This is a genomic window from Isoptericola sp. NPDC056578 (genome assembly GCF_042793275.1).
Lineage (GTDB): Bacteria > Actinomycetota > Actinomycetes > Actinomycetales > Cellulomonadaceae > Isoptericola.
Map to the genome: position 1 here is coordinate 44923 of NZ_JBHTVC010000004.1, position 25367 is coordinate 70289.

Genomic DNA, 25367 nt, shown 5'->3' on the forward strand with positions numbered 1-25367 from the left:
GCGTCAGACCTCCGGCGGGGGCGGCACCAGCCGCTCGAGCAGCTCGAGCACGCGCGCGCCGTCCACGGCGTCGGGGTCGAGCAGCCACTGCACCTGGATGCCGTCGGACGCGGCGATCGCCAGCGCGGCGAGGTCCCCGGCGTCGACGGCGGGGTCGATGCGGCCCGCCTCCTGGTCGGCGCGGACCTGGTCGGACAGCTCGGCCCGCAGGCGGGCGAAGCGCTCGCGGAAGAACTCGCGCGTCACCGGATGGCCCGCGCCCGCGGCGTCGCCGGCGAGGGTCGTGTAGAGCTGGACGAGGCCGGGCACCTCGCGGTTGAGGACGGCGCTCTCGCGCATCCCGCCGACCGCCGAGGACGGCGGCCCGCCGGCGTCGCTCCGCTGGACCTCGTGCTCGTGATAGACGGCGACGAGCAGGTCGTCGCGCGACGGGAAGTAGTGCCGCAGCGTGGCGTGCGAGACGCCGACCGCGTCGGCGACGGACCGCAGCGACGACGCGTCGACCCCGTGCTCCGCGACCATCCGGAGCACCTGGTCCAGGATCTGTGCCCGGCGCGCCGCCCCCTTCGCGTAGCCGCGCCGGGGCGCCTCGTCGTCTGCCCCGCCCGGTCCGCCCACGCCGCCAACCTACCCGGCGTGGGCGACCGGCCGTCGGGCCGTGGCCGACAGGCCCCGAACCGTCAGAAGTCGAAGTCGTCGATGTTGTCCTTGTTGAACCGGTAGGGGTCGCCGAGCAGCACGGTCGCGTCGGCGTCGACGGTGAAGTCGCCGAGCTTGCCGGCGGTGAAGGAGTCGCCCTCGGCCCCGGTGATGGTGCCCTCGACCATGGCGTCCGCCGCGAACGCGGCGAGGTACCCGAGGTCCTCCGGGTTCCAGAGCGCGAACTCGGTGACCGTGCCGTCCTTGACGTACTCGCGCATCTGGTTCGGCGTCCCCAGGCCGGTGACGGCGACCTTGCCCTTCGCGTCCGACGTCGACACGTACCGGGCCGCCGCGGCGATGCCCACGGTGGTGGGCGAGATGATGCCCTTGAGGTCCGGGTGCGACTGCAGCAGCGCCGCCGTCTTGTCGAACGAGGTCTGGTCGTCGTCGTTGCCGTAGACGGTGTCGACCAGGGTGATGTCCGGGTGGTTGTCGGCCAGGTCCTTCTCCATGAGCTCGATCCACGCGTTCTGGTTCGTGGCGTTCGCGCTGGCGGAGAGGATGGCGACCTCGCCGGCGTCGCCGATCTGCTCGGCGATCATGTCGACCTGTACCTCGGCGATGCCCTCGGCAGAGGCCTGGTTGACGAACAGGTCACGGCACGCGGGGTCGGTGTCGGAGTCGAAGGTCACGACCTTCGTGCCGGCCTGCCGGGCCTCGTCGAGCGCGTCGCAGATCGCCTTCGGGTCGTTGGCCGACACGATGAGCGCCTGGGTGCCCTGCTGGGCCGCGGTGTTGATGAAGGGCACCTGCGCGTCGGGCGTGGCGGTGTCGGGCCCGACCTCCGAGAAGGAGCCGCCGAACTCGTCCGTGGCGGCCTTCGCGCCCTTCGTGCTGGTGTCGAAGTAGGGGTTGCCGAGGTTCTTCGGCAGCATGACGACCGACACGTCGCCGCCCCCGCCGCCGCCGCTCTCACCGCCGCCCCCGCCGCCGTCGTCGCCCCCGGAGGAGCATCCGGCGAGGGCCAGGGCCGCGGTCATCGCGAGGGCCGCGAGGGCGGCCGACCGCTGGTTCGTGAGCTTCATCGTTCTTCCTTTCCGACGGGCCGCAGGGTGGTCGGGCGTCGGCGCCGGACGATCCAGGCGGTGACGCTCGGGGAGATCACCGACAGCACGAGGAGCGCGCCGATGATGATGTTGATGACGTTGACGGTGACGCTCTCCAGCCGCAGGGCGCTCGAGACGACGCCGATGAGCAGCACGCCGGCGAGCACCCCGTGCAGCGCGCCCCGGCCGCCGAAGATCGACACGCCGCCGAGCAGGACGGCCGCGACCACCTGCAGCTCCATGCCCGTCGCGTTGTCGCCGCGCGCGCTGCCGTAGCGGAGGGTGAAGAACACCCCCGCGAAGGCGGCGACCGCGCCGGTGAGGACGAAGAGCAGGAGCTTGGTCCGGGCCACGCCCACGCCGCTGAACCGCGCGGTGTCGGGGCTGAGGCCGATGTCGTAGACCCCGCGGCCGAACGGCGTGACGTGCAGCAGGACGACGAAGACGGCGGCCAGCACGACGATCGGCACCAGGACCACCGGGAGCTGGGTGTCCCCGAGCCGGGCGGTCGCGAGGTCCGTCCAGCGCTCGGGGAAGTCCGTGACGGCCTTGGTGCCCAGCAGCCCCACGGCGACGCCGCGGTACAGGGCGAGCGTGCCGATCGTCACGGCGAGCGAGGGCAGCCCGACGAACGCGACGAGGAAGCCGTTGAGGGCGCCGCACGCCACGCCCACGAGCAGCGCGGTACCGGCGGCGGCCGGCACCGACCAGCCCGCCTCGACCAGGAGGCCGACGGTCACGCTGGAGAGCCCCACCACGGAGGCGACCGACAGGTCGATCTCGCCGGTGATGATCACGAGCGTCATCGGCAGCGCGATGAGCAGGATCGGCGCGGTGTCCAGCACGAGGTAGGGGAGCGTCAGCGGGCTGCGGAAGTTGTCCACGTACTGGAGCGAGAGCGCGACGACCACCACGAGCAGGGCGATGATCCCCGCCTCGCGGGTGAGCAGGGCGCGCTGCCACCAGGGTCGGGCGTGGGCGGCGTACGTGCGCCCGGCCTGCTCGGGGCGTCCCGGGGCCGTCATCGGGCGTCCCTCGCGCGGACGAGGCGGCGGGCCGTGCGGTTCGCGAGCAGCCGGTCGAGCACGATCGCGCCGATGATCAGGACGCCGACCACGGCCTGCTGCCAGAAGTCGGGGATGCCGAGGATCGGCAGGGCGCGGTTGATCGTGACGAGCAGGACGGCGCCCAGCGCGGCGCCCCAGACGGTGCCGCTGCCGCCGAAGATGGCGACCCCGCCGATGACCGCGGCGGCGACCGCCTGCAGCTCCGTGCCGAGGCCCGCCCCGGAGCTGATCGTGCCGTAACGGGCCGCGAACATGATCCCGGCGAGCCCGGCCAGCGCGCCCGAGAGCACGAACGCGCCGATCACCCGGCGGCGGACGGGCAGGCCGTAGAGCACCGCGGCCTCGGGCTCGGACCCGATCGCGTACAGCTCGCGGCCGCCGCGGGCCGTGTGCAGGTAGTAGCCCACGGCGGCGAGCACGACGAGCGCGACCACCGCCAGGACGGGCACCGTCAGCACGGTCCGCGTCCCGAGGGCGAGGAACGTGCCGGGCAGGTCGGACGCGTTGACCCGGTCGCTGCCGGCCCAGGTGAGGACGACGCCCCGGTACACGTACAGCGTGCCGAGGGTGATCACGAGGGCGGGCACGCGCCCGAGGCCCACGAGCAGTCCGTTCACGAGGCCGAGAGCGGCGCCCGCGAGCATGGCCACGAGGAACACCACCGGCACCGGGAGGTCCGGGTTGGCGATGAACAGCCTCCCGCTGAGGTAGGCGGTGAGCGCCAGGATCGAGCCCACCGACAGGTCGACGTTGCGGGTGATGATCACGACCGCCTGGCCCACCGCGAGCACCACCAGCACCGACGGCGTGAGGAGCAGGTCGCGCCAGCTGTTCGGGCTGAGCAGGAAGCTGTCGTTCGCGGCGGTCGCGGCCGCGATCACGGCGAGCAGGACGAGCGCGATGGCGAGCTCGCGGGAGCGGCGCACCGTGCGCCAGGCGCGACGGGCGGGGGAGAGGCGGCTGGGCTCCACCAGCTGCTCGGTCACGGCTGGTGCTCCAGGGTCGCGGTGGCGGCGTGCATGACGCCCTCGGGGGTGGCCTCGTCGCGCGACAGGTCGGCGGTGACGCGGCCCTCCGCGACGACGAGCACGCGGTCGGCCATGCCGAGCACCTCCGGCAGCTCCGAGGAGATCATGAGGATCGCCATGCCCTGCCCGGCGAGCTCCGAGAGCAGGCGGTGCACCTCGGCCTTGGTCCCGACGTCGATGCCGCGCGTGGGCTCGTCGATGATGAGCAGGGTCGGTGTGGTCGCGAGCCACTTGGCGATCACGACCTTCTGCTGGTTCCCGCCGCTCATCGTGCTGCCGTGCATGTCCAGCGCGTTCGTCTTGACCTCCAGCCGCGACGCCCAGGGCGCGGCGGCGTCGCTCTCGCGCCCCGAGGTGAGCATCCCGAGCCGGGCGATCCGGGACCGGATCACGGCGGTGACGTTCCGTGCGACCGTCGAGTCCGTGACCAGGCCCTGCTGGCGGCGGTCCTCCGGGACCAGGGCCATCCCGGCCCGGACGGCCGCGCGCGGGCTGCGCGGAGGTACCGGGCGGCCGTCGAGCCGGACGCTGCCGGCGTCGTAGGGATCCACGCCGAACACCGCCCGGGCGATCTCGCTGCGGCCCGCGCCGACGAGCCCGGCGAGGGCGACGATCTCCCCGGCCCGGACGTCGAACGACACGTCGTGGAACACGCCCGCGCGCTGCAGGCCGCGGACCTCCAGCCGGACGTCGCCGATCGGCGCGGGGACCTTCGGGTACAGGTCGTCGACGGTGCGGCCGACCATGTGCGTCACGACCTCGGTGACCGTGGTGGCGTCGACCGCCGCGGTGGCGACGTACTCGCCGTCGCGCAGCACGGTCACGGCGTCGCACAGGTCGAAGACCTCGTCGAGGCGGTGGGAGATGAACACCAGGGCCCGGCCCTCGTCGCGCAGACCGCGGGCGACCTGGAACAGCCGGCGCACCTCGTGCCCGGACAGCGCCGCGGTGGGCTCGTCCATGACGAGCACGCTCGCGTCGAGGGAGATGGCCTTGGCGATCTCGATGATCTGCTGGTCGGCGATCGACAGGCCCTCCGCGGGGCGCAGGGGGTCGAGGGAGACGCCGAGCCGGGCGAACAGCGCGGCGGCGTCGTCGCGCATCGCCCGGCGGTCGACCCGGCGTCCGGTCCGCAGCGGGTGACGGCCCATGAAGATGTTCTCCATGACGCTGAGGTCCGGGAACAGGGTGGGCTCCTGGTAGATCACCGCGACCCCCGCCGCCCTCGCCTCGGCGGTGGTGGTGAAGTCGACGTCGTGCCCGTGCAGCCGGAACGTGCCCGCGTCGCGGCGGTACAGGCCGGACAGGATCTTCACCAGGGTCGACTTGCCGGCGCCGTTCTCGCCGACGAGGGCGTGGATCGACCCGGCGTCGACGCTCAGCGCGCCGGAGCGCAGCGCGACGACGGGTCCGAACGACTTGCGCACGTCCCGCAGCTCGAGCACGGGCCCCTCGGGTGGGCTCGCCATGGGCCACTCCCTCCGACGTCGTTGTCGCGAGCGATGCCTAAAAACGATTCAAAGTGCCTGCCACAGCACGCTATTCGCCCCGGTGCGCAGCGTCAACGCGCCGCTGCGGATCGTGTCGATGTCGTGACACCGGGTCCCGCCCGCCCCCGCCGGGCACGACGACGGCCGCCCTCCGGGGGCGGCCGCCGTCGCCGGGGGTGTCAGCGGAGCGAGCCGGGGCTCCACTCCGGGACGGAACCGGGCGCCGGGACGCCCGCGCCGGTGAGCTCGTCGCAGCGCACGAGCTGGTCGTCGACGCGCTCCAGGGCGCAGCCGGGGGGCGAGGTGGTCGGTCCGGCGCCGATCTCGTCGGCGCCGGCCGGTGCGGGCAGGAGCACGGCGGCGACGATCAGGCCGACGACGATCAGGCCGACGACGATCAGGCCGACGACGATCAGGCCGGCGGGCACGGCCGGGGCGAGGCGATGGGTGGACATGACGGGCCTCCAGGGGGTGGCGGCAGAAGGTGCCGTTGCCGCGATCGTCCGGGCCGCGCCCGCCGCGGGGCATCGGGATCGGTCCCTGAGATCACGACCTCACCCCCTGAGCCCCGCGCGGCGGTGCCATCCTGGAGGCATGGCCGGGACCGCCGGACCGTCGACGACGACGATCGTCGGGCGTGAGCCGGAGCTCTCCCGCCTGTCGTCCCTGCTGGTCACGACGGCGGACGATGCTCCGCGGGCCGTCCTCGTCGAGGGCGACGCCGGCGTCGGCAAGACGGTGCTCGTGGAGGCCGCGATCCGTGCCGCCGCGCGATCTCACCCGCTCGTCACGCTCCACGCGCCCTGTCTGCCCCTGGACGCGATCTCGATCCCGTACCTGCCGCTGCGGACGGCGCTCGGCGACGGCGCCGCCGCGGGCGTGGACGCGCCCCCGCCGCCCGACCTCGACGACGCGGCCGCGCCGGTGCGCCTCGACGCGTGGCTCGACGGGCTGGACAACGGCGGGCCCGTGGTGCTCTTCGTGGACGACCTGCAGTGGGCGGACAGCAGCACCCTGGACGTCCTCCTGTACCTCGTCGGGGCGCCGCGCCGCGCGGCGTGGCGGATCGTCGCCACGGTGCGCAGCGGCGAGGACCCGCACGGGCAGCGCGTGCGGCGGTGGCTCGCAGACGTGCGCCGGATGCCGGGCTGCACGGAGCTGCGGCTGGGGCTGCTGGACCGGGTCGCCACCGCGACGCAGCTCGCGGCGCTGCTCGGCGCCCCTCCGCACGAGTCGCTCGTCGAGGACGTGTACGCCCGCAGCCACGGCAACCCGTATTTCACCAGGTTGCTCGCCGACGGGCTGGCACCGGACGCCCGGCACCTGCCGGACGCGTACTCCGAGGACCTGCGCGACGCGGTGGTGGCGGCCTGGTACCGCCTCGGGCCGGGCGAGCGGGCCGTGGCCGAGGGGCTGGCCGTGGTGGGGGCGCCGGCCCAACCGGACGCGCTCGCCCGGGTGTGCGGCGTCCCCGTCGACGCGGTGCGTGCCGGGCTGGCCGAGGGCGTCTCCGCAGGACTCCTGGCGTCAGGGGCCCACGGGGCGGCGTGGTTCCGGCACCCGCTGAGCGCGGAGGTCCTCGAGCGGTCGTTGGACGACTCCCGCAGGCACCTGCTGCACGGGCGGTGCGCGGCGCTCGCGGCCGAGGCGGTCGCCGGGGGCCACCGGGCCGGCGGCGACGTGCGCGACGTCGTCTCCCTCGCCGATCACGCCTACCGGGCCGGGGACGCGGCGGGCGCCTACGCGGCGGCCCTGCGGGCGGCGGACGTCGCGGGCGCCGGGGGCGGGGCCGCCGAGCAGCAGCGGCTGCTGGCGCGCGCCCTCGACCTGCACCCCCAGCAGGAGTCGCCGGCGGAGTCGCGGCGCGACCTGCTCGAGCGGTCCCGGACGGCCGCGAAGGACGCCGGGCTGTTCGACGCCGAGCTCGCGGCGGTCGACGCGCTGCTGGGCGCGGTCGACCCGGTCGCCGAGCCCTTGTCCGTCGCGCGGCTGCTCGTGCGCCGCGTGCACCTCGAGTACTCGACCGGCCGGGACTTCATGAACGTCGCGGTGGTGCGCGAGGCGGTGCGGCTGTCGGAGGCGCAGCCGCGCAGCGGCGCCCACGCGCTCGCCCTCTCCGAGCTCGTGCACTCCGGCACCTGGCACGGCGTCGAGGGGCTGGAACCGCTCGCGCCGAGGGCGGTCGAGATCGCCCGTGCGGCCGGCGACGACGAGGCGCTCACCTACGCGCTCGCGGCGCAGGCGATGCTCGCGGTGTTCGCCGCGGACGCCGCGGCCGGCATCGCGTACGGGGGTGAGGCGATCGAGGTCGCGGCCCGGGTGCGGAACTGGTGGGCGTACGTCCACGCCGTCCTGTGGCGGCTCAACGCGGTCGAGGTGGGGACCTCGAGGACGTACGCCGAAGGCCTGCGCCGGTACCGCGAGCGGATGGTCGCGCTCGGGGGGCCGCACACGTATGCCGCGGTGATGTCGGCCGACGAGGCGGACAGCTGGCTGGCCGTCGGGGACTGGCGGCAGGCGGTCGACCGGCTCCGGGACACGCTGTCGGCGGACCCGGGCCCTCTTGCCGACGTCAAGGCGCGCGTCGTCGCCGCCCGGCTGGCGGCCCTGCAGGGCCGCCCGGAGGAGGCCGTCGCGCACCTCGCGCGGGCCGACGAGCGCTTCGCCGACCTCGGGGACTTCGTCGCGTTCCAGTTCGACACGGTCCGCGCGGAGGTCCACCTCTCCGGCGGCGACCCGGAGGGGGCGTACGACGCGGCGCTGCGGGGCCTGACGCGCGAGGGCCCGGTGCCCACCATGTCCGAGTGGCTCGTGCCGCTCGCCCTGCGCGCTCTCGCCGACCTGGCGGACGCGGCGCGGACCGCAAGGCCCGGCTCGCACGACGCCGTCGCCCGCCGGGCCGAGGCCTTCGAGGCACGCTTCCCGCGCGTCGTCCGCGACGTCGGGCCGTCGACGCCCCTGGGGGAGGCGCAGGTCACCGCGCTCGAGGCGCTCGTCGCCGCCGAGGCGGCGCGCGTCCGAGGGGCCGACGACGGCGCGCTCTGGGCCGTGGCGGCCGAGACGTCGGCGGCGGGCGAGCTCGCCTGGGAGGAGGCGTACGCGTGCCGGCGCGGCGCGGAGGCCTTTCTCGCCGCGGGCTCCCGGGCCCCTGGGGTCCGCCTGCTGCGCCGCGGTCTGGCAGCGGCGGAGGCGCTCGACGCGGTCCCTGTCTCCGACGCGCTGCGCGATCTCGCCGTGCGGGCCCGCGTGCCGCTCGACGAGCCCGCCGCGGCCGGCGAGGTCGACGTGCCGGCCGGCCCCGTCGCCGGGCTCACCGCGCGCGAGCGCGAGGTCCTCGCCCTCGTGGCCGCGGGCCGGACCTACGCCGAGATCGCCGACGCGCTCACGATCAGCGAGAAGACCGTCAGCACCCACGTCTCGCACCTGCTGGCGAAGACGGGCGCGCGCAACCGCATCGAGCTGTCCGGGCTGGCGCGTCGCCGACCGTGACGACCAGCCTCACCACCTGCCCCACCACCTGCCCCACCACCTGCCCCACCACGGCCCCACCACCGGCCGGCGACGCCCCGCCGCGGGCCCGTCCGTCAGCGCAGGGCGACGGCCGTCCGGCTCACGGTGTCCTCGACGCCCGAGATGCCCTGCAGGCGGTCGTACCGGGCGGTGCGCATCGCGACGTGGTCGTCGTCGGCGGTGCCCGCGACGCCGTCGGGCCCGACCGCGAACATGTGCAGCAGGTTGCCGGTGTTCATGACGCTGGTGCCGACGTCGTGGTCGTCGGTGTGGAAGTTGCCGACGAAGTGCCCGATCTCGTGGGCGGCGGTGTAGCCGAGCGCCTGCGAGACGGCCTGCACGCGGTCGCTGTCCGCGGTGAGGAACCGGTCGAGCGACGCGGCATGGTCGCCGCTCATGAGCTCCGGCATGACGATCGCCGTCTCCTCGCGCGCGAAGTTCCCGGGGTCGATGGACTCGGAGAGCCCGAACGCCGGCATGATGCCCGCCTCGGCGACGGTGCCGCCGACGATCACGCGGCTCACCCCTGGCGCGCCCCACAGGTCCGGGTCCTCCCGGTCGTTGGTCACCCGCACCCGCGACCCGGGGATCTCGTCGCGCAGCGTCTGGCGCACGAGCGCGGTCGTGGCGTCCACCACCGCGCGCTCGTCCGCCGGGGTGAGGCCCCAGCGGGGCAGGAAGTCGCGCATCGGGCTGACGTCGCGCACCCCGGGATCGGTGACCGCGGCCCCGAACACGCGGTTGTCGAACGACGGCCCGCTGAAGTCGAGCAGCACCGTCTGCTCCTGCGCGCCGCGGGCCGACGGCGCCCGGTGGGCGCCCACGGTGAGCTCGTAGTCGCCGGCGCCGTCGGACACCGCGACGAGGTGGAGCCCCGTCCGGTCGACGACGTGGTTGGCGGTGGCGTTCCCGCCCCGGGGCAGCGGCGAGCCGTCCGGGTAGATCGGCCCGGGGTCGCTCGCCGAGGACTGCACGAGGTCGCCGTCGAGCTCGTGGATCGCGACCTGGCGGGCGCCGCCCGAGACGGACGCGCCGACGACGTCGCCCCGGCGCAACGGCACGGCGTACACGTCGGTGTCCGCCGCCCCGCGCGCGTGCAGCGTGACGTCGATCGAGTACGGCCCCTCGGAGACGACGCCCGGCCCGGACGCGGGGTCGGTGGGGTCGCCCGGGAGGTACGCGCCGACGGCGACGTAGTACGTGCCGCCGGTCTCGAGGCGCTGCGCCAGGTGCACGGCCCCGTCGCCGGTCATGTCCTGCGCGCCGACCAGCAGCTCCCCGTCGGCGTCGTACAGGAGCGCGTTCGGCGCGAGCGCGCCCTCCGGGGCGAGGTCGACGGTGAGGGTCTCGCCGCGCGCCGCGTCCACGCGGTAGAAGTCGAAGTCGCCGGTCGCGGAGCCTTCCGAGCCGTGCGGCCCGTCCCCGACCACGCCGTCGGTCGTGATCCCGCGGCGCTCGGCGCCGAGCCCGAGGTCGCGGGCCAGGGAGAGGGAGCCGTCGTCCTCCGGGTTCGGCGCGACCTCCTCGGGCTCGATCGCCGCGGTGCCGAGCCCGCCGTCCACCCGCACCTCCCAGCCGGCGGCGGCCCGCGCGTCGGGGCTCCCGGGAAGGCGCTGGGCGGACGCCCCGCGGTCCCGGACGGTGCCGCCGGCGTCCTCCTCCTGCACCCGGGTCGCGTCGTCGGTCTGCGGGGAGGCGGTCCGTGCGTCGTCCGACACCTCGTGCTGGAGCCGGTACTGCACCGCGTCGCCGTCGATGCCGCCCGTCGGGCCCGGGGGGTCGTCGGTGACGAGGGCGGAGGCCGGGGGAGCGAGGCCGGAGGCCGTGCGGCCCTCCGTCCCGTCGGCCGCCGCGGCGGTCAGGGCGAGCGGTGCGGCCAGGGCCGCGGCGCTCGCGGTGCGGAGCGCCCGGCGGTGCCGGACGCGCGGGTCTCGTGGTCCGTTCGGGTGAGCAACCATGTGAACGAACGTACAAGTCGTCGCCGTGCGTGCATCTCGGGGGCGGCGTACCACGGAGCATGCCTTCGACCCAGGGCGGCGCGACGACGCTGCGGACCATCACCACCGACATCCCCGCCCGGCTCGACCGGCTCCCGTGGGCGCGCTGGCACTGGATGATCGTCGTCGGCCTGGGGACGGTCTGGATCCTCGACGGCCTCGAGGTGACGATCGTCGGCAACCTGTCCGACGCCCTCAAGGGGGACACCGGGCTCGGCCTCACGAGCGCGGACATCGGGCTGGCCGGCGCCGTGTACGTGACGGGCTCGTGCCTCGGGGCCCTGGTGTTCGGCCAGCTCACCGACAGGTTCGGCCGCAAGCGGCTGTTCATCCTCACGCTGCTCGTGTACCTGACCGGCACCGTGCTCACGGCGTTCTCGATGAACCCGCTGTACTACTTCGCGATGCGGTTCGTCACGGGGCTGGGCATCGGCGGCGAGTACGCGGCGGTGAACTCCGCGATCGACGAGCTGATCCCCGCGAAGTACCGCGGTCGGATCGACATCGCCATCAACGGGTCGTACTGGCTCGGCGCCGCGGGCGGTGCGCTGCTGACCATCCCGCTGCTGAACCCCGAGCTGATCCCGGCCTGGCTGGGGTGGCGGCTGTGCTTCGCGCTGGGGGCCGTGCTCGGGCTGTGCGTCCTGTTCGTCCGGCGCAACGTGCCGGAGAGCCCCCGCTGGCTGTTCATCCACGGGCGCGAGCAGGATAGCGAGCGGATCGTCACCGGCATCGAGCGGCGCGTCGCCGAGCAGGACGGCGTGGACCTGCCGGAGCCGGAGGGCTCCCTCACGGTGAAGCAGCGGCACACGGTGAGCCTGGCGCGGGTCGCGCGGACCGTGTTCTCCGAGTACCCGCGGCGCACGATCCTGTGCCTCGCGCTGTTCGTGGGGCAGGCGTTCCTGTACAACGCGTTCTTCTTCACGTTCGGCGACACCCTCCAGACCTTCCTCGGGGTGGGGCAGACCGGCACCTACATCGCGCTCTTCGCGGTGAGCAACTTCCTCGGCGCGGTCGCGCTCGGGCCCCTGTTCGACAAGGTGGGGCGGGTGCGGATGATCTCCGGGACGTACCTCGTGTCCGGCGTGCTGCTGGCCGTCGCGGGCCTGATGCTCGGCGGCCTGACGGCGTGGACGCTGACCCTCTTCGGGATGGCGATCTTCTTCGTCGCGTCGGCGGGGGCGAGCTCCGCGTACCTCACCGCGAGCGAGGTGTTCCCGATGGAGACGCGCGCGCTGTGCATCGCGTTCTTCTACGCGGTCGGCACCGCCGTCGGCGGCATCACCGGGCCGCTGCTGTTCGGCCGCCTGATCGAGTCGGCGAGCGAGGCGCAGGACATCTCCGGCATCGCCGTGGGGTACTACGTCGGGGCCGCGCTGATGATCGCCGGCGGGGTGGTGGCGATGTTCCTCGGCGTCGGCGCCGAGCGACGCTCCCTGGAGGACGTGGCGACGCCGTTGTCCGCGCAGGACGCCGAGCGCGACGGCGCGGACGACGACTGAGCGCGGCACGGGGTGCGCGCCGCTGACCAGCCGATTGGGACGAGCGATACCCCCCGGGGTATCGTAGTCCGCATGATCGACAGCAGCACCGCACCCGAAGCCGCCGCCTCGCCCGCGCGCCGGCGGATCGTCGTCGTCGGGGGAGTGGCCGGCGGCATGAGCTTCGCCGCCCGAGCCCGACGTCTCGACGAGACCGCCGAGATCGTGGTGCTCGAGCGCGGCGCGCACGTCTCGTTCGCGAACTGCGGCCTCCCGTACCACGTGGGCGGCGAGATCCCCGACGCCGACCGGCTCCTCGTGCAGACGCCGCAGTCCCTGCGGGCCGCCCTCGCCCTCGACGTCCGCACCGGCCACGACGTCACCGCGCTGGACACCGACGGGCGCGTCGTCACCGCGACCACCGCCGCCGGCGTCGTCGAGCTGCCGTACGACGCCCTCGTGCTGGCGCCCGGCGCGCGCGCCGTGCGCCCGCCGATCGACGGGCTCGGTTCCGCGCGGGTGCGCACGCTGCGCACCGTCGACGATGCCCGCACGCTGCGGGAGCGTGTGCAGGCCGGCGCGCGCCGGGCCGTCGTGCTCGGCGCCGGGTTCATCGGGGTCGAGGCCGCCGAGGCGCTCGCGTCCGCCGGCCTCGAGGTCACCCTCGTCGAGCTCGGACCGCACGTGCTGCCGCCGCTGGAGGACGAGGTCGCCCACCCGGTCACCCAGGAGCTGCGTCGGCTCGGCGTGGTCGTGCGGGCCGGGGTCGCGGCCGAGGCCGTCGAGGCCGGGCCCGACGAGGACGTCGTCGTGCTGGGCGACGGCACCCGGGTGCCGGCCGACGTCGTCGTGCTGTCGGTCGGCGTGCGACCGGACACGGAGACGTTCGAGGCCGCCGGGCTGGAGTGCGAGCGCGGTGCGATCGTCGTCGACGAGCACGGCCGCACCTCCGCCCCGGGCGTGTGGGCGGTCGGCGACGCGGTCGTGCAGGCCGACGCCGTCACGGGCCTCCGGCGCCCCGTGGCCCTGGCCGGACCCGCCAACCGCGCGGGTCGCCTGGTCGCCGACGACGTCGTCCGGCCGGGCACGGCCCGGCCCCTGCCGGCGCCGCTGGGCACGGCGATCGTGCGGGTCGGCGAGCTGACCGCGGCGACGACGGGCGCGAACCGCGCCGCGCTGGATGCCGCCGGGCTCGCCTACCGCACGCTGCACCTGCACCCGAACCAGCACGCCGGGTACTTCCCCGGCGCCAGCCAGGTGCACCTCGTGCTCCACGTGCGCCCGGGCGACGGGCTGCTGCTCGGCGCCCAGGCGGTGGGGCGCGACGGCGTCGACAAGCGCATCGACGTGCTGGCCACGGCCCTGCGTGCCGGCATGGCCGTGGGCGACCTCGTCGACCTCGACCTCGCGTACGCCCCGCCGTACGGCCAGGCGAAGGACGCGGTCAACCTCGCCGGGATGGTCGGCTCCAACGTGCTCGACGGCACCCTGCGGCTCTGGTACGCGCAGGACGTGGACGCCGTCCTGGCGCACTCCCTGGTGCTCGACGTCCGCACCCCGCAGGAGGTCGCGACCGGGCACCTGCCCGGCGCCCTGCTCATCCCGCACACCGAGCTGCGCGACCGCCTCGACGAGGTGCGCGCCGCGGCCGCGGGACGGCCGGTGCGCGTGCTGTGCGCGTCGGGCGTGCGGTCGGCGATCGCCCACCGGGTCCTCGCGCAGGCGGGCTTCGACTCCGCCTCGCTGTCCGGCGGGACCCTCACCCTGCGCGCCGTCCTCGGCGACCGCGCCCACGACCTGCTCGTGGTGCCCGAGCCCGCCCTCGCCTGACCGGTACCGACCACACCGACGACACCGACCACACCGAACGCCCGGGAGGGCCCGATGCTCACCACCGACAGCGACGCCCAGCGCCGCATCCTCAACCGCCTGCGGCGCGCCCGTGGCCAGCTCAACGCCGTGATCGACGCCGTCGAGGACGGCCGGTCCTGCCGCGACGTCGTCACCCAGCTCTCCGCCGTCTCCGCGGCGCTGGACCGCGCGGGCTTCGCCGTCATCTCGACCGCGATGAAGGAGTGCCTCGCCGACCCGGACGCGGGTTCCGGCGAGGACGGCCTCACCACCGAGGAGCTGGAGAAGCTCTTCCTCACGCTGGCCTGAGCGGCCCGCGCCCCGGCCGCGCCCGGCCGAGCCCGGCCGAGGCCGGAATAGACACCGCCCCGAACCACCGAAGGAGAACCCCACCGTGTGTTACCCCGTCACCTGCAAGACCTGCGGCAGGACGACCTGGAACGGCTGCGGCCAGCACGTCGACGACGTGCGCCGTTCCGTCCCCGCCGGGCAGTGGTGCCCCGGCCACGACGACGAGCCGGCCTCGGGCGACCGTCCCGCGGGCGGCGGCTTCCTGGCCCGCCTGTTCGGCCGCTGACCCGCGCGGGCGACGACGGGCGCCGGTCCCTTGACCCCGCCGCGCGGCGGCGGGGAGACTGCGGAGCGGCCGACCGTGCCGCCGTCGCCGGTCGCCACCGCTGCGACCGATGAGGAGCGTGACCGGTGACCCTCGTGAGCCGGCCCGTCCGTTGCCCCGTCGTCGAGCTCCGGCAGTACACCCTGCACCCCGGCCGCCGGGACGACCTCGTGGACCTGTTCGAGCGCGAACTCCTCGAGCCGCAGGAGGCGGCGGGGATGACGCTCCTGGGGCAGTTCCGCGACCTCGACCACCCCGACCGGTTCGTGTGGCTCCGCGGCTTCGACGACATGACGTCCCGCGCGCGGGCCCTCGCCGAGTTCTACGACGGGCCGGTGTGGCGGGCGCACCGCGACCGGGCGAACGCCACCATGGTCGACTCCGACGACGTCCTCCTGCTGCGCCCGACGTCCCCGTCGGGCGGGTTCCCCGTCCCGCCGCCGCGGCGGGCCCCGGGGGAGCCCGCCCCGGTGCGCTCGACCGTCGTGGCGACCGTCTGGTCCCTCGACGGCCCCCTCGACGACGCACCCGCGGAGCACCTGGAGCGGGTGGCGCGCCCCCTGCTCGCGGGCGTCGGCGTCGAGCCGGTGGCGTCCCTGCGCACCGAGCACGCCGCCAACACGTTCCCCGCACTGCCGGTGCGCGCCGGCGAGGAGGTGCTCGTGTCGCTGGTCCGCCACGACGCGGACGGGGGCGCCGAGCGGCTGGCGCGGCTCGAGTCCTCCGCGCGCTGGCGCGAGGAGGTGCTGACGCCGCTCGCCGCGGCGTCGGCGCGCCCCGTGCAGCGCCTGCGTCTGGCGCCGACCCCGCGGTCGTCGCTGCGGTAGGCGGACCGGGCGGATGTCGAGAACCGGCGTGCTGCTCCGTCCCAGGAGCGTCGGCGGTGACACGCACCGCCCGCGACGACAGGATGGAACCATGGCCAAGTACCTGCTGCTGAAGCACTACCGCGGCAACCCGGAGCCGGTGCCCGGCACCGACGTGCCGATGGACCGGTGGACGCCCGACGAGGTCGCCGCGCACATGGAGTTCATGGGCAGGGTGATCGACGACCTCAAGGAACGCGGCGAGTTCGTGGACGCGCAGGCGCTCTCGCCGCGGGGCGAGTTCGTCCGGTACGGCGGCGCGGGCCTCCCCCCGGTGACGGACGGGCCGTTCGCCGAGACCAAGGACCTCATCGCCGGGTGGATGGCGATCGACGTGGAGTCCCCGGAGCGGGCCTACGAGGCGGCGGCATTCCTGTCGTCCGCGCCCGGCCCGGGCGGGCGCCCGCTGCACGAGTGGATCGAGGTGCGCCCGTTCCTCACCGACGACGCCGAGGTCACGGGGTGAGCGAGCCCCCACGCCGGGCCCGGTCGTGGGACGGGACGCTGAGAGACCTGGGCCCCCAGGTCCTCGGCGTCCTCGTCCGCCGGGGTGCCGACTTCGCGACGGCGGAGGACGCCGTCCAGGAGGCGCTCCTGGAGGCGGTGCGCCGCTGGGACGCCCCGGGCGGCGCGCCGTCGGACCCCAAGGGGTGGCTGGTCACGGTCGCGTGGCGCAAGTTCGTCGACGCGCGCCGGTCGTCGTCGTCCCGCGCGCAGCGCGAGATCCGCGTGACGCTCGAGCCCCCGCCGGGCCCGACGGAGCAGGCCGACGACACCCTGCTGCTGCTCAGCCGCTGCTGCCACCCGGCACTGTCTCCGGCGTCCGCGGTGGCCCTCACCCTGCGGGCGGTCGGCGGGCTGACGACGGCGCAGGTCGCCCGCGCGTTCCTCGTGCCGGAGGCGACCATGGCACAGCGCATCTCACGCGCGAAGAAGACGGTGGCGGGGGAGCGGTTCGACGAGCCCGGGGACGTGCGCGCCGTGCTGCGCGTGCTCTACCTGATCTTCAACGAGGGTTTCACGGGCGGACCCACGGGACGGGCGGACGGCGTCGACCTCGCGGCCGAGGCGATCCGGTTGACGCGGCAGCTCGTCGCCGCCGTCCCCGACGACGCCGAGGCGGCCGGGCTGCTGGCCCTGCTCCTGCTGCACCACGCCCGCCGGGACGCCCGCACCACCGCGACGGGCGAGCTGGTGCCGCTCGACCTGCAGGACCGCTCCCGCTGGGACACCGCGGCGATCGCGGAGGGCGTCGCGCTGCTGCAGGGCGCCCTCGCCCGCGACCGGCTCGGGCCGTACCAGGCGCAGGCCGCGATCGCCGCCCTCCACGACGACGCCGCGACGGCGGAGGAGACGGACTGGCCGCAGGTCCTCGAGTGGTACGACGAGCTGCTCCGGCTGGAGCCCCGCAACCCGGTGGTGGCGCTCAACCGCGCCGTCGCCGTCGGGCACGTCGACGGGCCGCTCGCCGGTCTGCGCCTGGTGGAGGCGCTGCCGCCCGACGTCCCGCGCCGCGACGCTGCGGCCGCCTACCTGCACGAGCGGGCGGGGGACCTCGACGCGGCGGCGCGGCACTACGCGCTGGCGGCCGACGCGGCCACGAGCACCGCCGAGCGCACCCACCTGACGACGCAGGCGGCGCGCGTGCGCCATCAGGCCGGCTGAGCGGGGCGCGGCGGGTCAGCGGTCGCGGGCGCTCAGCCGCACTCGTCGCAGATGCCGGTGGCGGGCAGCGCGGTGAAGCAGGTGGGGCAGATCGCGAGCTCGGGCTCCGGGGCGGCGGGCTTGCGGGCGGGGGCGCTCGCGGCCTTGCGGCGCGGGGCGGCCGTCTTGCGTGCGGGCGCCGGTGCGGCCGACGCCGGCGCGGTGGCGGCGAACCCGTGCTTGCGCAGGATGCCGGCGTCGTCGCACTTGGCGTCGACGAGGTCCTCGGCGCGCGCCGGGACGCCCGTGGCGTACTTGTGCGCGACGCCGAGCACGGCCTTGGAGTCGTAGGTGCGCTCGTCGTGGACGAACGTGTGGCCGGGCGTCGGCGTGAACCCGTAGACGCCGACGAAGGCGTCGGGGCCGCGGTCGTCGTGCTCCTCGATCGCCCGGAGGATGTGCTGGCGCGTCACGCTCGAGAAGGTAGCCACGGCATCAGGTTAGTCGCGCTCGGGGCGCCCACCGACCGTCTCGGCCCGACTGTGGTGAGGACCGCACCCGCGCCCGGGGCGAAGTCCTGACTAGAATCGATTCGTGCGCCGGAAAGCCCTTGCCAGCACGTCCGACCAGCCCCTCCTCGACGGCCGACGGCCGGTGCGCTCCCTGCTGCGCCTGCTGGCCACGCGGCCACGCCGCATGACGGTCGCGCTCCTCGCCTTCGCGGTGAAGGAGACGCCCCTGTGGTTCCTGCCGGTCATCACGGGGGCGGTGATCGACGTCGTCGCCGACGGCGGACCGGTGACGAGCGTGCTGATCTGGTTCGCCGTGGCCGTCGCGCTCCTGGCGCAGAACTACCCGAACCACATCGTGTACACGCGGAACTTCATGACCGTCGTGCGCGACACGGGCGCGGCCCTGCGCAACGCGCTCGTCGAGCGGCTGCAGGAGCTGTCCATCGGGTACTACTCGCGGGCCAGCTCCGCCGTCGTGCAGAGCAAGGTGGTGCGCGACGTCGAGAACGTCGAGCTGATGCTCCAGCAGGTCACCCACCCCCTCCTGTCGGCGGCGATGGTGATGGTCGGCGCGATCACCATGACGGCGCTCAAGGTGCCCGAGTTCCTGCCCGTGTACGCGCTCGCCATCCCGACGGCGCTGGTGATCCGGCGCACGATGTCGCGGCGCTCGCAGGCGCGCAACGCGGAGTTCCGCCGCGAGATCGAGGGCTTCTCGGCGCAGGTGGGGGAGATGGCGTCCCTCATCCCCGTGACGCGTGCCCACGGCCTGGAGCGCACGGCCGTGTCCCGCGTCGCCGACGGCGCCGACGAGGTGCGGCGCGCCGCCCTGCGGCTGGACCTGCTCAACGGGCGGCTCGCGTCCGTCTCGTGGGTCGCCATGCAGCTGCTCGGCGTCTGCTGCCTGGTGCTCGCCGCCGTCGTCTCCCTCACCGGGCTCATCCCCGTCACGCCCGGCGAGGTCGTGCTGCTGTCGACGTACTTCGGGCTCCTCACCCAGGGCCTCACCCAGGTGCTCAACCTCGTGCCCGTGACCGCGCGCGGCGTGGAGTCCGTGCGCTCGATCGCGGAGGTGCTCACCGAGCCCGACCTGGAGCGCAACGAGGGGCGGCGGCGCGTCGACGAGGTGCGCGGGCACCTGCGCCTGGAGCACGTGTCCCACCGGTACGCGGACGCGACGCAGGACGCGCTGCACGACGTCGACCTCGAGGTCCGCGAGGGGGAGACCGTCGCCTTCGTCGGGCCGTCCGGCTCCGGCAAGTCGACGCTCCTCAACCTCGTCCTCGGGTTCGTGCGGCCCACCGCGGGCCGCCTCCTGCTCGACGGCGCGGACATGGCCGAGCTCGACCTGCGCAGCGTGCGGCGCTGGGTGTCGGTCGTGCCGCAGGAGTCGGTGCTCTTCGAGGGCACGATCCGGGAGAACGTCGCGTACGGGCTGGACACCACCGGCGAGGACCCTGCCGCGACCGACGACCGGGTCCGCGCGGCCCTGCGCGACGCCAACGCGCTCGAGTTCGTCGACGCGCTCCCGGACGGGTGGGACACGGTGGTCGGGCAGCGCGGTGCCCGGCTGTCCGGCGGCCAGCGGCAGCGCCTCGCCATCGCGCGGGCGCTGGTGCGCGACCCGCGCGTGCTCTTCCTCGACGAGGCCACCAGCGCGCTCGACCCCGAGGCGGAGGCCGTCGTGCGTGACGCCCTCGACCGCCTCATGCGCGACCGCACGACGCTCGTCGTGGCCCACCGGCTCTCCACGGTGCGGGCGGCGGACCGCATCGTCGTGCTCGAGCACGGCCGCGTCGTCGAGGTCGGCAGCCACGACGAGCTCCTGCGGCGCGGCGCCCGGTACGCCGCGCTGCACGCCGCGCAGGCCGGGGCGGCCTAGTGCGGGGGAGCGGAGTGCCGGCCGGCTCAGGCGGCGGCACGCAGCGCGGGCAGCGCCGCGACCACGCCGTCGAGCTCGCGCAGCGCGGCCTCGCCCGAGGACAGCACGACCACGAACTCCGTCACGCCCGCCGCGGCATACCGCTCCACGAGCCCGGGGAGCTCGGCGAGCGGGTGCTCGCGCAGCCGCAGCTGCACGGTGCGCCGGATCTCGGCCGGGTCGCGCCCGACGTCGGCGCAGTGCCGGTCGAGCACCTCGCCCAGCGCCGCCACCTGCTCCGGCGAGCTGGACGTGTCGTTCCACGCGTCGGCGTACCGCGCCACCAGCCGCAGGGTGCGCTTCGGCCCGGACCCGCCCACCCAGATCGGCGGGTGCGGGCGCTGCACGGGCTTCGGCTCGGCGACCGCGTCGGCGAGCCGGTAGTGCGCGCCGTCGAACGTGGTGCGCGGTCGCGTCCAGAGCGACGTGAGGATCTGCAGCGACTCCTCGAGGCGGTCCATGCGCTCGCGCACGGTGCCGAGGTCGAGCCCGTACATCGTGTGCTCGTGCTCGTTCCAACCGGCGCCGATCCCGAGCTCCAGCCGGCCGCCCGACAGGTGGTCGACGGTCGTGGCCAGCTTGGCCAGCATCACCGGGTGCCGGTAGGAGTTGCCCGACACCATGCAGCCGATCCGCACCCGCGAGGTGGCCACGGCCATCGCCGCCTGCATGGCCCACGCGTCGAAGATCGGACGGTCGTCGTCCGCGCCCAGGGAGGCGAGATGATCCATCACCCACACGTGGTCGAACCCGGCCTCGTCGGCGACCTGCCACACCTGGCGGAAGGTGCCGACCGGGGCGTCCTGCGTGAGCTTGACCCCGAAGCGCAGCGGAGCGCGGGGAGCGGGTCGCGTGTCCATCCGCCCATCCTGCACCGCCCCGTCCTGGCGGGGGCGGGCCGATGGTGACCATCCACGACGTCGCGCGGCACGTCGGCGTGTCCGCGGCGACCGTCTCCAACTACCTCAACCGCCCGGAGAAGGTGGCGCCCGCGACGACGGCGCGCATCCGGGCCGCGGTGGAGCAGCTCGGGTTCGTGCCGAGCCTGTCCGCCCGGCAGCTGCGCTGGCAGCGCTCCGGCATCGTCGGCGTGTCGGTGATCAACGCGTCCAACCCGTTCTTCGCGGACGTCGTGACCGCCGTCGAGCGCGTGGTCGCGGGCGCGGACCTCACCCTCGTCACGGGCAGCACCCACGAGTCGCCCGAGCAGCAGGAGCGCCTCGTCGCCCTGTTCGAGCAGCTGCGGTTCGACGGCATGGTGGTGGCCCCGCACGACGCGCAGATGGCCGCCCTGACGGCGCGCAAGGACCGCGGCAGCCCGGTCGTCGTGGTCGACCAGCAGGACCCGGCCGGGCGGCTGTCGACCGTCTCGCTGCGGCACCGGGAGGGCGGGCGGCTCGCCGCGCAGCACCTCGTGGACGGCGGCCGCCGCCGGCTGCTCGCGGCGACCGGCCGAGCCCGGGTGCAGCAGGTCCGCCGGCGGCTCGCCGGGATGCAGGAGGTCGTGGACGCCACCGCGGGGGCGACGCTGGAGGTCGTGCACTCGGACGACCTGGGCATGGCCGAGGGTGCCGAGGTGGGCCGCCGCATCGCCGCGGCGGCCCCCGGCGAGCGGCCGGACGCCGTCCTGGCCGGCAACGACATGCACGCCCTCGGCCTCGTGCGCGCCCTGCTGGACGGCGGGGTGCGGGTGCCCGACGACGTCGCCCTCGTCGGCTATGACGACATCCCGTTCGCGACCACCGGCGCCGTCCCGCTGACGACGGTGCGCCAGCCGGCCGAGGCCATCGGGACCACCGCCGCGGAGATCCTGCTGCGGGAGATCGACGACCCGACGTCGGCGCCCGAGGAGGTGCTGTTCGACCCGGAGCTCGTGGTGCGCGCGAGCAGCTGAGCGTCAGCCGACCGCGGGGTCGCCCTCCAGCAGCGTGAGGTACGGGGCGATCGCGGGGAAGACCCACAGGAAGAGGACCGCCACCACGGCGGCGACCAGCACCAGCGACTGCAGGACGCGCCAGAACACGTTGCCCGGCAGGTGGCGGAAGATCCACGCGTACATGTCGTCTCCAGCCTCAGCGGACCTGCTCGGGGGTGCCGTCGGCGCGGTCCATCCACCCGACGAAGGTCGCGTACGTGATCCAGCGGTGGTCGTTGCCGTACTCGCCCAGGGTGAGCGAGTGACAGGTGGTGAGGGTCAGCAGCCGCTCGGTGGGCTTCTCGTCCGGATGGTGGGGGACCGGCGCCACCACGTCCACCTGGTCCGGCGTGACGATCTCGTGGTCGGTGACCTCGTAGACGTACCAGGTCTTCGCCGTCTCGACGATGATCTGGTCGCCCTTCTCCAGCTTGTCGACGTGCCGGAACGAGTTGCCGTGCGTGCGGCGGTGCCCGGCGAGCGCGAAGTTCCCGACGTCGCCCACCTGCTGCGACGTCTCGTAGTGCCCCGCCATCGCCCGGTCGAGCACGTCCATGCCGGTGCCCTCCGCGATCGGCATCGCGTTGTTCGTCAGGCCGTACCAGGCGGGCACGATGAGCGTGCCGATCGTCTCGCCGTAGCCGACGGCGTCGGGCACGGGCGGGGCGTCCGTGCGCAGCTCGGCCGGCTCGGGGTTGGCGGGCGGCAGGGTCGCTTCGAACTCCTGCATGACCTCCTGCGCCTGGGCGGTGGCCTCGACCGACGTCCACCACAGCTGCCACACGACGAACAGCCCGAGCACCACCCCGAGGGTGATGAGGATCTCGCCGACGCCGCCCACGACGGCGCTGCCGACGCCACGGCGTCGGACGGGGCGGGCGTGGGTAGGACTCGTCACGTGCGAAATGCTACGTGGTCCGCGGCTCTGTCGCGGTCGCTGCGGTCGTGGGACCCTGGGGCGGTGACCAGCGACGACGGCGTGCCGCGGGGGCGCGCACAGCGCAGGCGTGCGGCGCGGCTACGACGGCGGTGGGACCGCGAGTCCGCGGGCTACGACCGGGCGTTCACGGCCGCCGAGCGGAGGATGTTCCCCGGCCTGCGGCGGCGGGTGTGCGCGCTGGCCGAGGGCCGCACCCTCGAGGTCGCCGTCGGCACGGGGCTCAACCTCGAGCACTACCCGCCCGCGGTGACGGCGCGCCCGGGCGGCCTCGTGGGCGTCGACCAGAGCGCCGGGATGCTCGACGTCGCGCGGCACCGTGCCGTGCGGCTCGGCCTCGGCCTCGACCCGGACGCCGACCTGCGCGTCGGCGACGCGCAGGCACTCGACCTGCCCGACGCCTCGTTCGACACGGTCGTGTGCACGTTCTCGCTGTGCGGCATCGCCGACGAGCGGGCGGCCCTGGCCGAGATGGCACGGGTGCTGCGTCCGGGAGGGCTGCTCCTGCTGGCCGACCACGTGGCGTCCAGCGCCTGGCCGCTCCAGGCGTTGCAGGCGCTCGCGGACGTCGTGAGCGTGCCCCTGGCCGGCGAGCACTTCCGGCGCCGGCCGATGCGATGGGTGCTCGAGCGCGGGCTCGTGGTCGAGGAGCACGGGCGCACGCGGGCCGGCGTCGTCGAGCACGTGGCGGCGCGGCTGCCGGGGCGGGACGCCCCGCGCGACGTGCCGCGCGACGTGCTCAGTCGCTGACGACGAGGACCGTGTCGCCGCGCGGCGGGACCTCCTCGACGTCGACGCCGGTGACGTGGGCCGCGGGCGGGCCCTCGCGCAGGAACGCGAGCATCGCGTCCACCGCGTCGGGCGTGCCCTCGACCTCCGCCTCGACCGTGCCGTCGGGGAGGTTGCGCACGACGCCGCCCACGCCCGCGCGGCGCGCCGCCTCCCGGGTCGACCAGCGGAACCCGACGCCCTGCACGCGGCCGTGCACCCGCACCCGCCGCCGCACCGTGGTGGCCATACACCCTCCCGTGCTCGTCGTGCTCGTCGACGCCGCCGTCACGGTCGGTCGAACTCACCGTCAGTCGAAGATGTCGCCGATGTCCCCGATGTCGTCGAGGATGCCGCCCAGCACCATCCCGCCCAGGACGGCGCCGAAGACGTCGGACCCGCCGCGACCACCGGGGCGCCGGCCACCCTGCCAGCCGTACCCGCCGCCGTACCCGTCGGGGCCGCCGTTGTACCCGCCGTCCCAGCGCTGGCCCTGCCCGGACCGGGCGATGTCGCGGTGCGCCAGCGTCGCGGCCTCCGCGGCGAGCGCGGCACCCCGGCGGGCGGCGGCCACGCCGCGCTCCGGGTCCTGCGCCGCCCGTGCCTGCGCCACCTCGCGCTCGGCCTCCGCCAGGCGCGTCCGGGCGTCGGGGCCCACGGGGGCGCGGTAGTCGTCGACGACGGACCGCGCCGAGGCGAGCTGCCGCTCGGCGTCGTCGAGCGCGGGCCCGAGCCGGGACGCCGCCCGGCGGGTGCGCTCGTCGTGCTCGGCCCGCTCGGCCACGGCGTCGTCGAGCGCGGTGTTGGCCTCGCGGACCCGGGTGAGGGAGCCCACCGGGTCGCCCGGCGTGCCCGGCGCGGGCAGCGCCGCCAGGGCGTCCTCGAGAGCGGTCACCGCGCCGTCGATCCGTCCCGCCCGCTGAGCCGTCGGGAGGGCGCGCGCCTGGGCGAGCTCGGCCCGCGACTCCGCGACGATCGCGCCGAGCGCCGCCTCCGCGCGCAGCGCCTCGGCCTCGTAGTCGTCGACGGCGCGCAGCAGCCCTTCCGCGCGGCGTACGGCCTCCTCCGCCGCGCGGGCCGCGGCCCCGGCCTCCGCGACCTGCTGGGTCGTGAGGCGCTTGCGTGCCGCGGCGGTGCTGCGGCCGGCGAACTCGAGCAGCCGCTCCGCCTGCTCGGGGTTGTCCGCGACGGGCAGCAGGGCCTGCGCGTCGTACTGCGCCCGCAGGCGTTCGAGGTCGGCGCGCGCGGCGGGCACGGCCTCGCGGACCCGGGCCAGCTCGCGGTCGACCCGGTCGACGGCGTCGGGGGTCGAGCGGACCGTCTGCCGCAGGGCGGCGAGGCCGCGGTCGAGCTCGTCCAGCGAGCCGTCGGCCGACCGGCACAGGTCGACGACGCGGGCCGACCACTCCCGGCGCTGCTGGTCCGTGTCCGGGACGTGGTCGTGCAGGAGCTGGTTGAGATGGAACGCCTCGGACAGGCGCTCCCGCGCACGGCGCAGGGTCGGTGCGAGCTCGCGCGTCTCCCGGTCGCCCAGCTCGGCCTGGGCGAACGCGAGCTCGTCCTCGGCGAGGCGGGCCCGCTCGTCGGCGCGCACCAGGGCCGAGCCCGCCTCCACGCCGAGCCGCTGCAGCTCCGCCTCGAGGTCCTGTGCCCGCCCACGCGCGGCCTTGCGCCGCCGCGCCGCCCAGAAAGCCACCGCCGTGACCAGCACGACCACTACGACCAGGCCCGTCACGATCCCGACGATCTGCCCCGCATCCATGCTCGGCATCGTAGGCGGCTCCGGCCCGGTGCGGGGACGACCCGACGACGACGCGGGCGTCCCGGAGGGTCACGACCGCGACCTGTCAGGGTCAGCGCAACGGTGTGTCCGGCCCTGACCCTGACAGCTCGGGACGTGGGAGGGGGGGGGGGGGGGGGTGCCCGCCCGCCCCCAGAACAGGAGGCGGGTGGGGGGGGGCCGCCCCGGCGGCGCGCCGGGCCCCCCCCCCCCCCGACCCCCCCCCCCGCCCCCCC

General features: G+C 75.4%; 24 protein-coding genes. 11 read left to right on the forward strand and 13 right to left on the reverse strand.

Going from position 1 to position 25367, the window contains the following annotated elements; all coding sequences use genetic code 11:
- Positions 1-3: 3 nt before the first annotated feature.
- The 6 genes from ACFQ80_RS02725 to ACFQ80_RS02750 form a co-directional block, all read right to left on the reverse strand.
- On the reverse strand, positions 4-618 hold the full coding sequence (locus tag ACFQ80_RS02725; protein ID WP_430551966.1) for a TetR/AcrR family transcriptional regulator: 615 nt from the start codon (positions 616-618) through the stop codon (positions 4-6).
- Between the two features lie 62 nt (positions 619-680).
- Positions 681-1727 (reverse strand): rhamnose ABC transporter substrate-binding protein, encoded by a 1047-nt coding sequence (gene rhaS / locus ACFQ80_RS02730; RefSeq protein WP_430562458.1) that lies wholly within the window; start codon positions 1725-1727, stop codon positions 681-683.
- Positions 1724-2773: an ABC transporter permease gene (locus ACFQ80_RS02735; protein ID WP_430562459.1), complete on the reverse strand. Its 1050-nt coding sequence runs from the start codon at positions 2771-2773 to the stop codon at positions 1724-1726. The genes rhaS and ACFQ80_RS02735 overlap by 4 nt, the downstream gene beginning before the upstream one ends.
- On the reverse strand, positions 2770-3801 hold the full coding sequence (locus ACFQ80_RS02740; RefSeq protein ID WP_430551963.1) for an ABC transporter permease: 1032 nt from the start codon (positions 3799-3801) through the stop codon (positions 2770-2772). Before ACFQ80_RS02740 ends, ACFQ80_RS02735 begins: the two co-directional genes overlap by 4 nt.
- Complete coding sequence (locus tag ACFQ80_RS02745) at positions 3798-5312, reverse strand: sugar ABC transporter ATP-binding protein (protein WP_430562460.1); 1515 nt, start codon at positions 5310-5312, stop codon at positions 3798-3800. The genes ACFQ80_RS02740 and ACFQ80_RS02745 overlap by 4 nt, the downstream gene beginning before the upstream one ends.
- A gap of 200 nt (positions 5313-5512) precedes the next feature.
- On the reverse strand, positions 5513-5788 hold the full coding sequence (locus ACFQ80_RS02750) for a hypothetical protein (RefSeq protein ID WP_430562461.1): 276 nt from the start codon (positions 5786-5788) through the stop codon (positions 5513-5515).
- Positions 5789-5927: 139 nt separating this feature from the next.
- Here ACFQ80_RS02750 and ACFQ80_RS02755 point away from each other — a divergent pair, with 139 nt between their 5' ends.
- Positions 5928-8822, forward strand: a complete 2895-nt coding sequence (locus ACFQ80_RS02755; RefSeq protein ID WP_430562462.1) for an AAA family ATPase — start codon at positions 5928-5930, stop codon at positions 8820-8822.
- 95 nt (positions 8823-8917) lie between these two features.
- Here the strand turns inward: ACFQ80_RS02755 and ACFQ80_RS02760 are convergent, their stop codons facing one another.
- The gene (locus ACFQ80_RS02760; RefSeq protein ID WP_430562463.1) at positions 8918-10801 is read right to left on the reverse strand and encodes a hypothetical protein; all 1884 of its coding nucleotides are present in this window, start codon (positions 10799-10801) and stop codon (positions 8918-8920) included.
- A 59-nt stretch (positions 10802-10860) separates the two neighbouring features.
- Between ACFQ80_RS02760 and ACFQ80_RS02765 the strand changes: the two genes are divergently transcribed.
- The 7 genes from ACFQ80_RS02765 to ACFQ80_RS02795 all read left to right on the forward strand — a co-directional run bounded on the left by ACFQ80_RS02765 (position 10861) and on the right by ACFQ80_RS02795 (position 17319).
- Complete coding sequence (locus ACFQ80_RS02765; protein WP_430562464.1) at positions 10861-12342, forward strand: MFS transporter; 1482 nt, start codon at positions 10861-10863, stop codon at positions 12340-12342.
- A 72-nt stretch (positions 12343-12414) separates the two neighbouring features.
- Positions 12415-14151, forward strand: a complete 1737-nt coding sequence (locus ACFQ80_RS02770; RefSeq protein ID WP_430562465.1) for an FAD-dependent oxidoreductase — start codon at positions 12415-12417, stop codon at positions 14149-14151.
- Positions 14152-14205: 54 nt separating this feature from the next.
- Complete coding sequence (locus tag ACFQ80_RS02775; RefSeq protein WP_430551956.1) at positions 14206-14481, forward strand: metal-sensitive transcriptional regulator; 276 nt, start codon at positions 14206-14208, stop codon at positions 14479-14481.
- 85 nt (positions 14482-14566) lie between these two features.
- The gene (locus ACFQ80_RS02780) at positions 14567-14749 is read left to right on the forward strand and encodes a hypothetical protein (protein ID WP_430551955.1); all 183 of its coding nucleotides are present in this window, start codon (positions 14567-14569) and stop codon (positions 14747-14749) included.
- Between the two features lie 125 nt (positions 14750-14874).
- Positions 14875-15615, forward strand: coding sequence for an NIPSNAP family protein (locus ACFQ80_RS02785; RefSeq protein WP_430562466.1), 741 nt, complete (start codon positions 14875-14877; stop codon positions 15613-15615).
- A gap of 91 nt (positions 15616-15706) precedes the next feature.
- The gene (locus tag ACFQ80_RS02790; RefSeq protein WP_430551953.1) at positions 15707-16120 is read left to right on the forward strand and encodes a YciI family protein; all 414 of its coding nucleotides are present in this window, start codon (positions 15707-15709) and stop codon (positions 16118-16120) included.
- Positions 16117-17319 carry an RNA polymerase sigma factor gene (locus tag ACFQ80_RS02795; protein WP_430562467.1) on the forward strand — a complete coding sequence of 401 codons (1203 nt, stop codon included), beginning with the start codon at positions 16117-16119 and terminating at the stop codon, positions 17317-17319. Before ACFQ80_RS02790 ends, ACFQ80_RS02795 begins: the two co-directional genes overlap by 4 nt.
- Positions 17320-17351: 32 nt before the next feature.
- Here ACFQ80_RS02795 and ACFQ80_RS02800 read toward each other — a convergent pair whose 3' ends face one another.
- Positions 17352-17771 (reverse strand): hypothetical protein, encoded by a 420-nt coding sequence (locus tag ACFQ80_RS02800; RefSeq protein ID WP_430551951.1) that lies wholly within the window; start codon positions 17769-17771, stop codon positions 17352-17354.
- Between the two features lie 121 nt (positions 17772-17892).
- Here ACFQ80_RS02800 and ACFQ80_RS02805 point away from each other — a divergent pair, with 121 nt between their 5' ends.
- A complete protein-coding gene (locus tag ACFQ80_RS02805; RefSeq protein ID WP_430562468.1) occupies positions 17893-19692 on the forward strand; it encodes an ABC transporter ATP-binding protein in 1800 nt (599 codons plus the stop codon).
- A gap of 26 nt (positions 19693-19718) precedes the next feature.
- On the opposite strand, the gene ACFQ80_RS02810 is transcribed toward ACFQ80_RS02805, so the two are convergent.
- Complete coding sequence (locus ACFQ80_RS02810; protein ID WP_430551949.1) at positions 19719-20591, reverse strand: LLM class F420-dependent oxidoreductase; 873 nt, start codon at positions 20589-20591, stop codon at positions 19719-19721.
- A gap of 41 nt (positions 20592-20632) precedes the next feature.
- On the opposite strand from ACFQ80_RS02810, the gene ACFQ80_RS02815 reads away from it, so the two are divergent.
- Positions 20633-21625, forward strand: a complete 993-nt coding sequence (locus tag ACFQ80_RS02815) for a LacI family DNA-binding transcriptional regulator (RefSeq protein WP_430562469.1) — start codon at positions 20633-20635, stop codon at positions 21623-21625.
- A gap of 3 nt (positions 21626-21628) precedes the next feature.
- Here the strand turns inward: ACFQ80_RS02815 and ACFQ80_RS02820 are convergent, their stop codons facing one another.
- Complete coding sequence (locus ACFQ80_RS02820) at positions 21629-21790, reverse strand: hypothetical protein (protein ID WP_380242702.1); 162 nt, start codon at positions 21788-21790, stop codon at positions 21629-21631.
- Positions 21791-21803: 13 nt separating this feature from the next.
- Positions 21804-22544, reverse strand: coding sequence for a class E sortase (locus ACFQ80_RS02825; RefSeq protein ID WP_430551946.1), 741 nt, complete (start codon positions 22542-22544; stop codon positions 21804-21806).
- A gap of 63 nt (positions 22545-22607) precedes the next feature.
- Between ACFQ80_RS02825 and ACFQ80_RS02830 the strand changes: the two genes are divergently transcribed.
- Complete coding sequence (locus ACFQ80_RS02830) at positions 22608-23333, forward strand: class I SAM-dependent methyltransferase (protein WP_430562470.1); 726 nt, start codon at positions 22608-22610, stop codon at positions 23331-23333.
- On the opposite strand, the gene ACFQ80_RS02835 is transcribed toward ACFQ80_RS02830, so the two are convergent.
- Positions 23323-23601 carry an acylphosphatase gene (locus ACFQ80_RS02835; protein ID WP_430551944.1) on the reverse strand — a complete coding sequence of 93 codons (279 nt, stop codon included), beginning with the start codon at positions 23599-23601 and terminating at the stop codon, positions 23323-23325. The two genes, ACFQ80_RS02830 and ACFQ80_RS02835, sit on opposite strands and share 11 nt — an antisense overlap.
- Positions 23602-23661: 60 nt before the next feature.
- Entirely contained in the window at positions 23662-25113 is a 1452-nt protein-coding gene (locus tag ACFQ80_RS02840) for a hypothetical protein (RefSeq protein ID WP_430562471.1), read from the reverse strand.
- Positions 25114-25367: the final 254 nt, after the last annotated feature.

What these genes read in the sequence shown, in the direction of transcription:
- rhaS (WP_430562458.1), bottom strand. Translation starts at nt 1,727, where the DNA reads ATGAAGCTCACGAACCAGCGGTCGGCCGCCCTCGCGGCCCTCGCGATG.
- ACFQ80_RS02735 (WP_430562459.1), bottom strand. Translation starts at nt 2,773, where the DNA reads ATGACGGCCCCGGGACGCCCCGAGCAGGCCGGGCGCACGTACGCCGCC.
- ACFQ80_RS02745 (WP_430562460.1), bottom strand. Translation starts at nt 5,312, where the DNA reads ATGGCGAGCCCACCCGAGGGGCCCGTGCTCGAGCTGCGGGACGTGCGC.
- ACFQ80_RS02750 (WP_430562461.1), bottom strand. Translation starts at nt 5,788, where the DNA reads ATGTCCACCCATCGCCTCGCCCCGGCCGTGCCCGCCGGCCTGATCGTC.
- ACFQ80_RS02755 (WP_430562462.1), top strand. Translation starts at nt 5,928, where the DNA reads ATGGCCGGGACCGCCGGACCGTCGACGACGACGATCGTCGGGCGTGAG.
- ACFQ80_RS02760 (WP_430562463.1), bottom strand. Translation starts at nt 10,801, where the DNA reads ATGGTTGCTCACCCGAACGGACCACGAGACCCGCGCGTCCGGCACCGC.
- ACFQ80_RS02765 (WP_430562464.1), top strand. Translation starts at nt 10,861, where the DNA reads ATGCCTTCGACCCAGGGCGGCGCGACGACGCTGCGGACCATCACCACC.
- ACFQ80_RS02770 (WP_430562465.1), top strand. Translation starts at nt 12,415, where the DNA reads ATGATCGACAGCAGCACCGCACCCGAAGCCGCCGCCTCGCCCGCGCGC.
- ACFQ80_RS02775 (WP_430551956.1), top strand. Translation starts at nt 14,206, where the DNA reads ATGCTCACCACCGACAGCGACGCCCAGCGCCGCATCCTCAACCGCCTG.
- ACFQ80_RS02790 (WP_430551953.1), top strand. Translation starts at nt 15,707, where the DNA reads ATGGCCAAGTACCTGCTGCTGAAGCACTACCGCGGCAACCCGGAGCCG.
- ACFQ80_RS02810 (WP_430551949.1), bottom strand. Translation starts at nt 20,591, where the DNA reads ATGGACACGCGACCCGCTCCCCGCGCTCCGCTGCGCTTCGGGGTCAAG.
- ACFQ80_RS02815 (WP_430562469.1), top strand. Translation starts at nt 20,633, where the DNA reads ATGGTGACCATCCACGACGTCGCGCGGCACGTCGGCGTGTCCGCGGCG.
- ACFQ80_RS02820 (WP_380242702.1), bottom strand. Translation starts at nt 21,790, where the DNA reads ATGTACGCGTGGATCTTCCGCCACCTGCCGGGCAACGTGTTCTGGCGC.
- ACFQ80_RS02835 (WP_430551944.1), bottom strand. Translation starts at nt 23,601, where the DNA reads ATGGCCACCACGGTGCGGCGGCGGGTGCGGGTGCACGGCCGCGTGCAG.
- ACFQ80_RS02840 (WP_430562471.1), bottom strand. Translation starts at nt 25,113, where the DNA reads ATGGATGCGGGGCAGATCGTCGGGATCGTGACGGGCCTGGTCGTAGTG.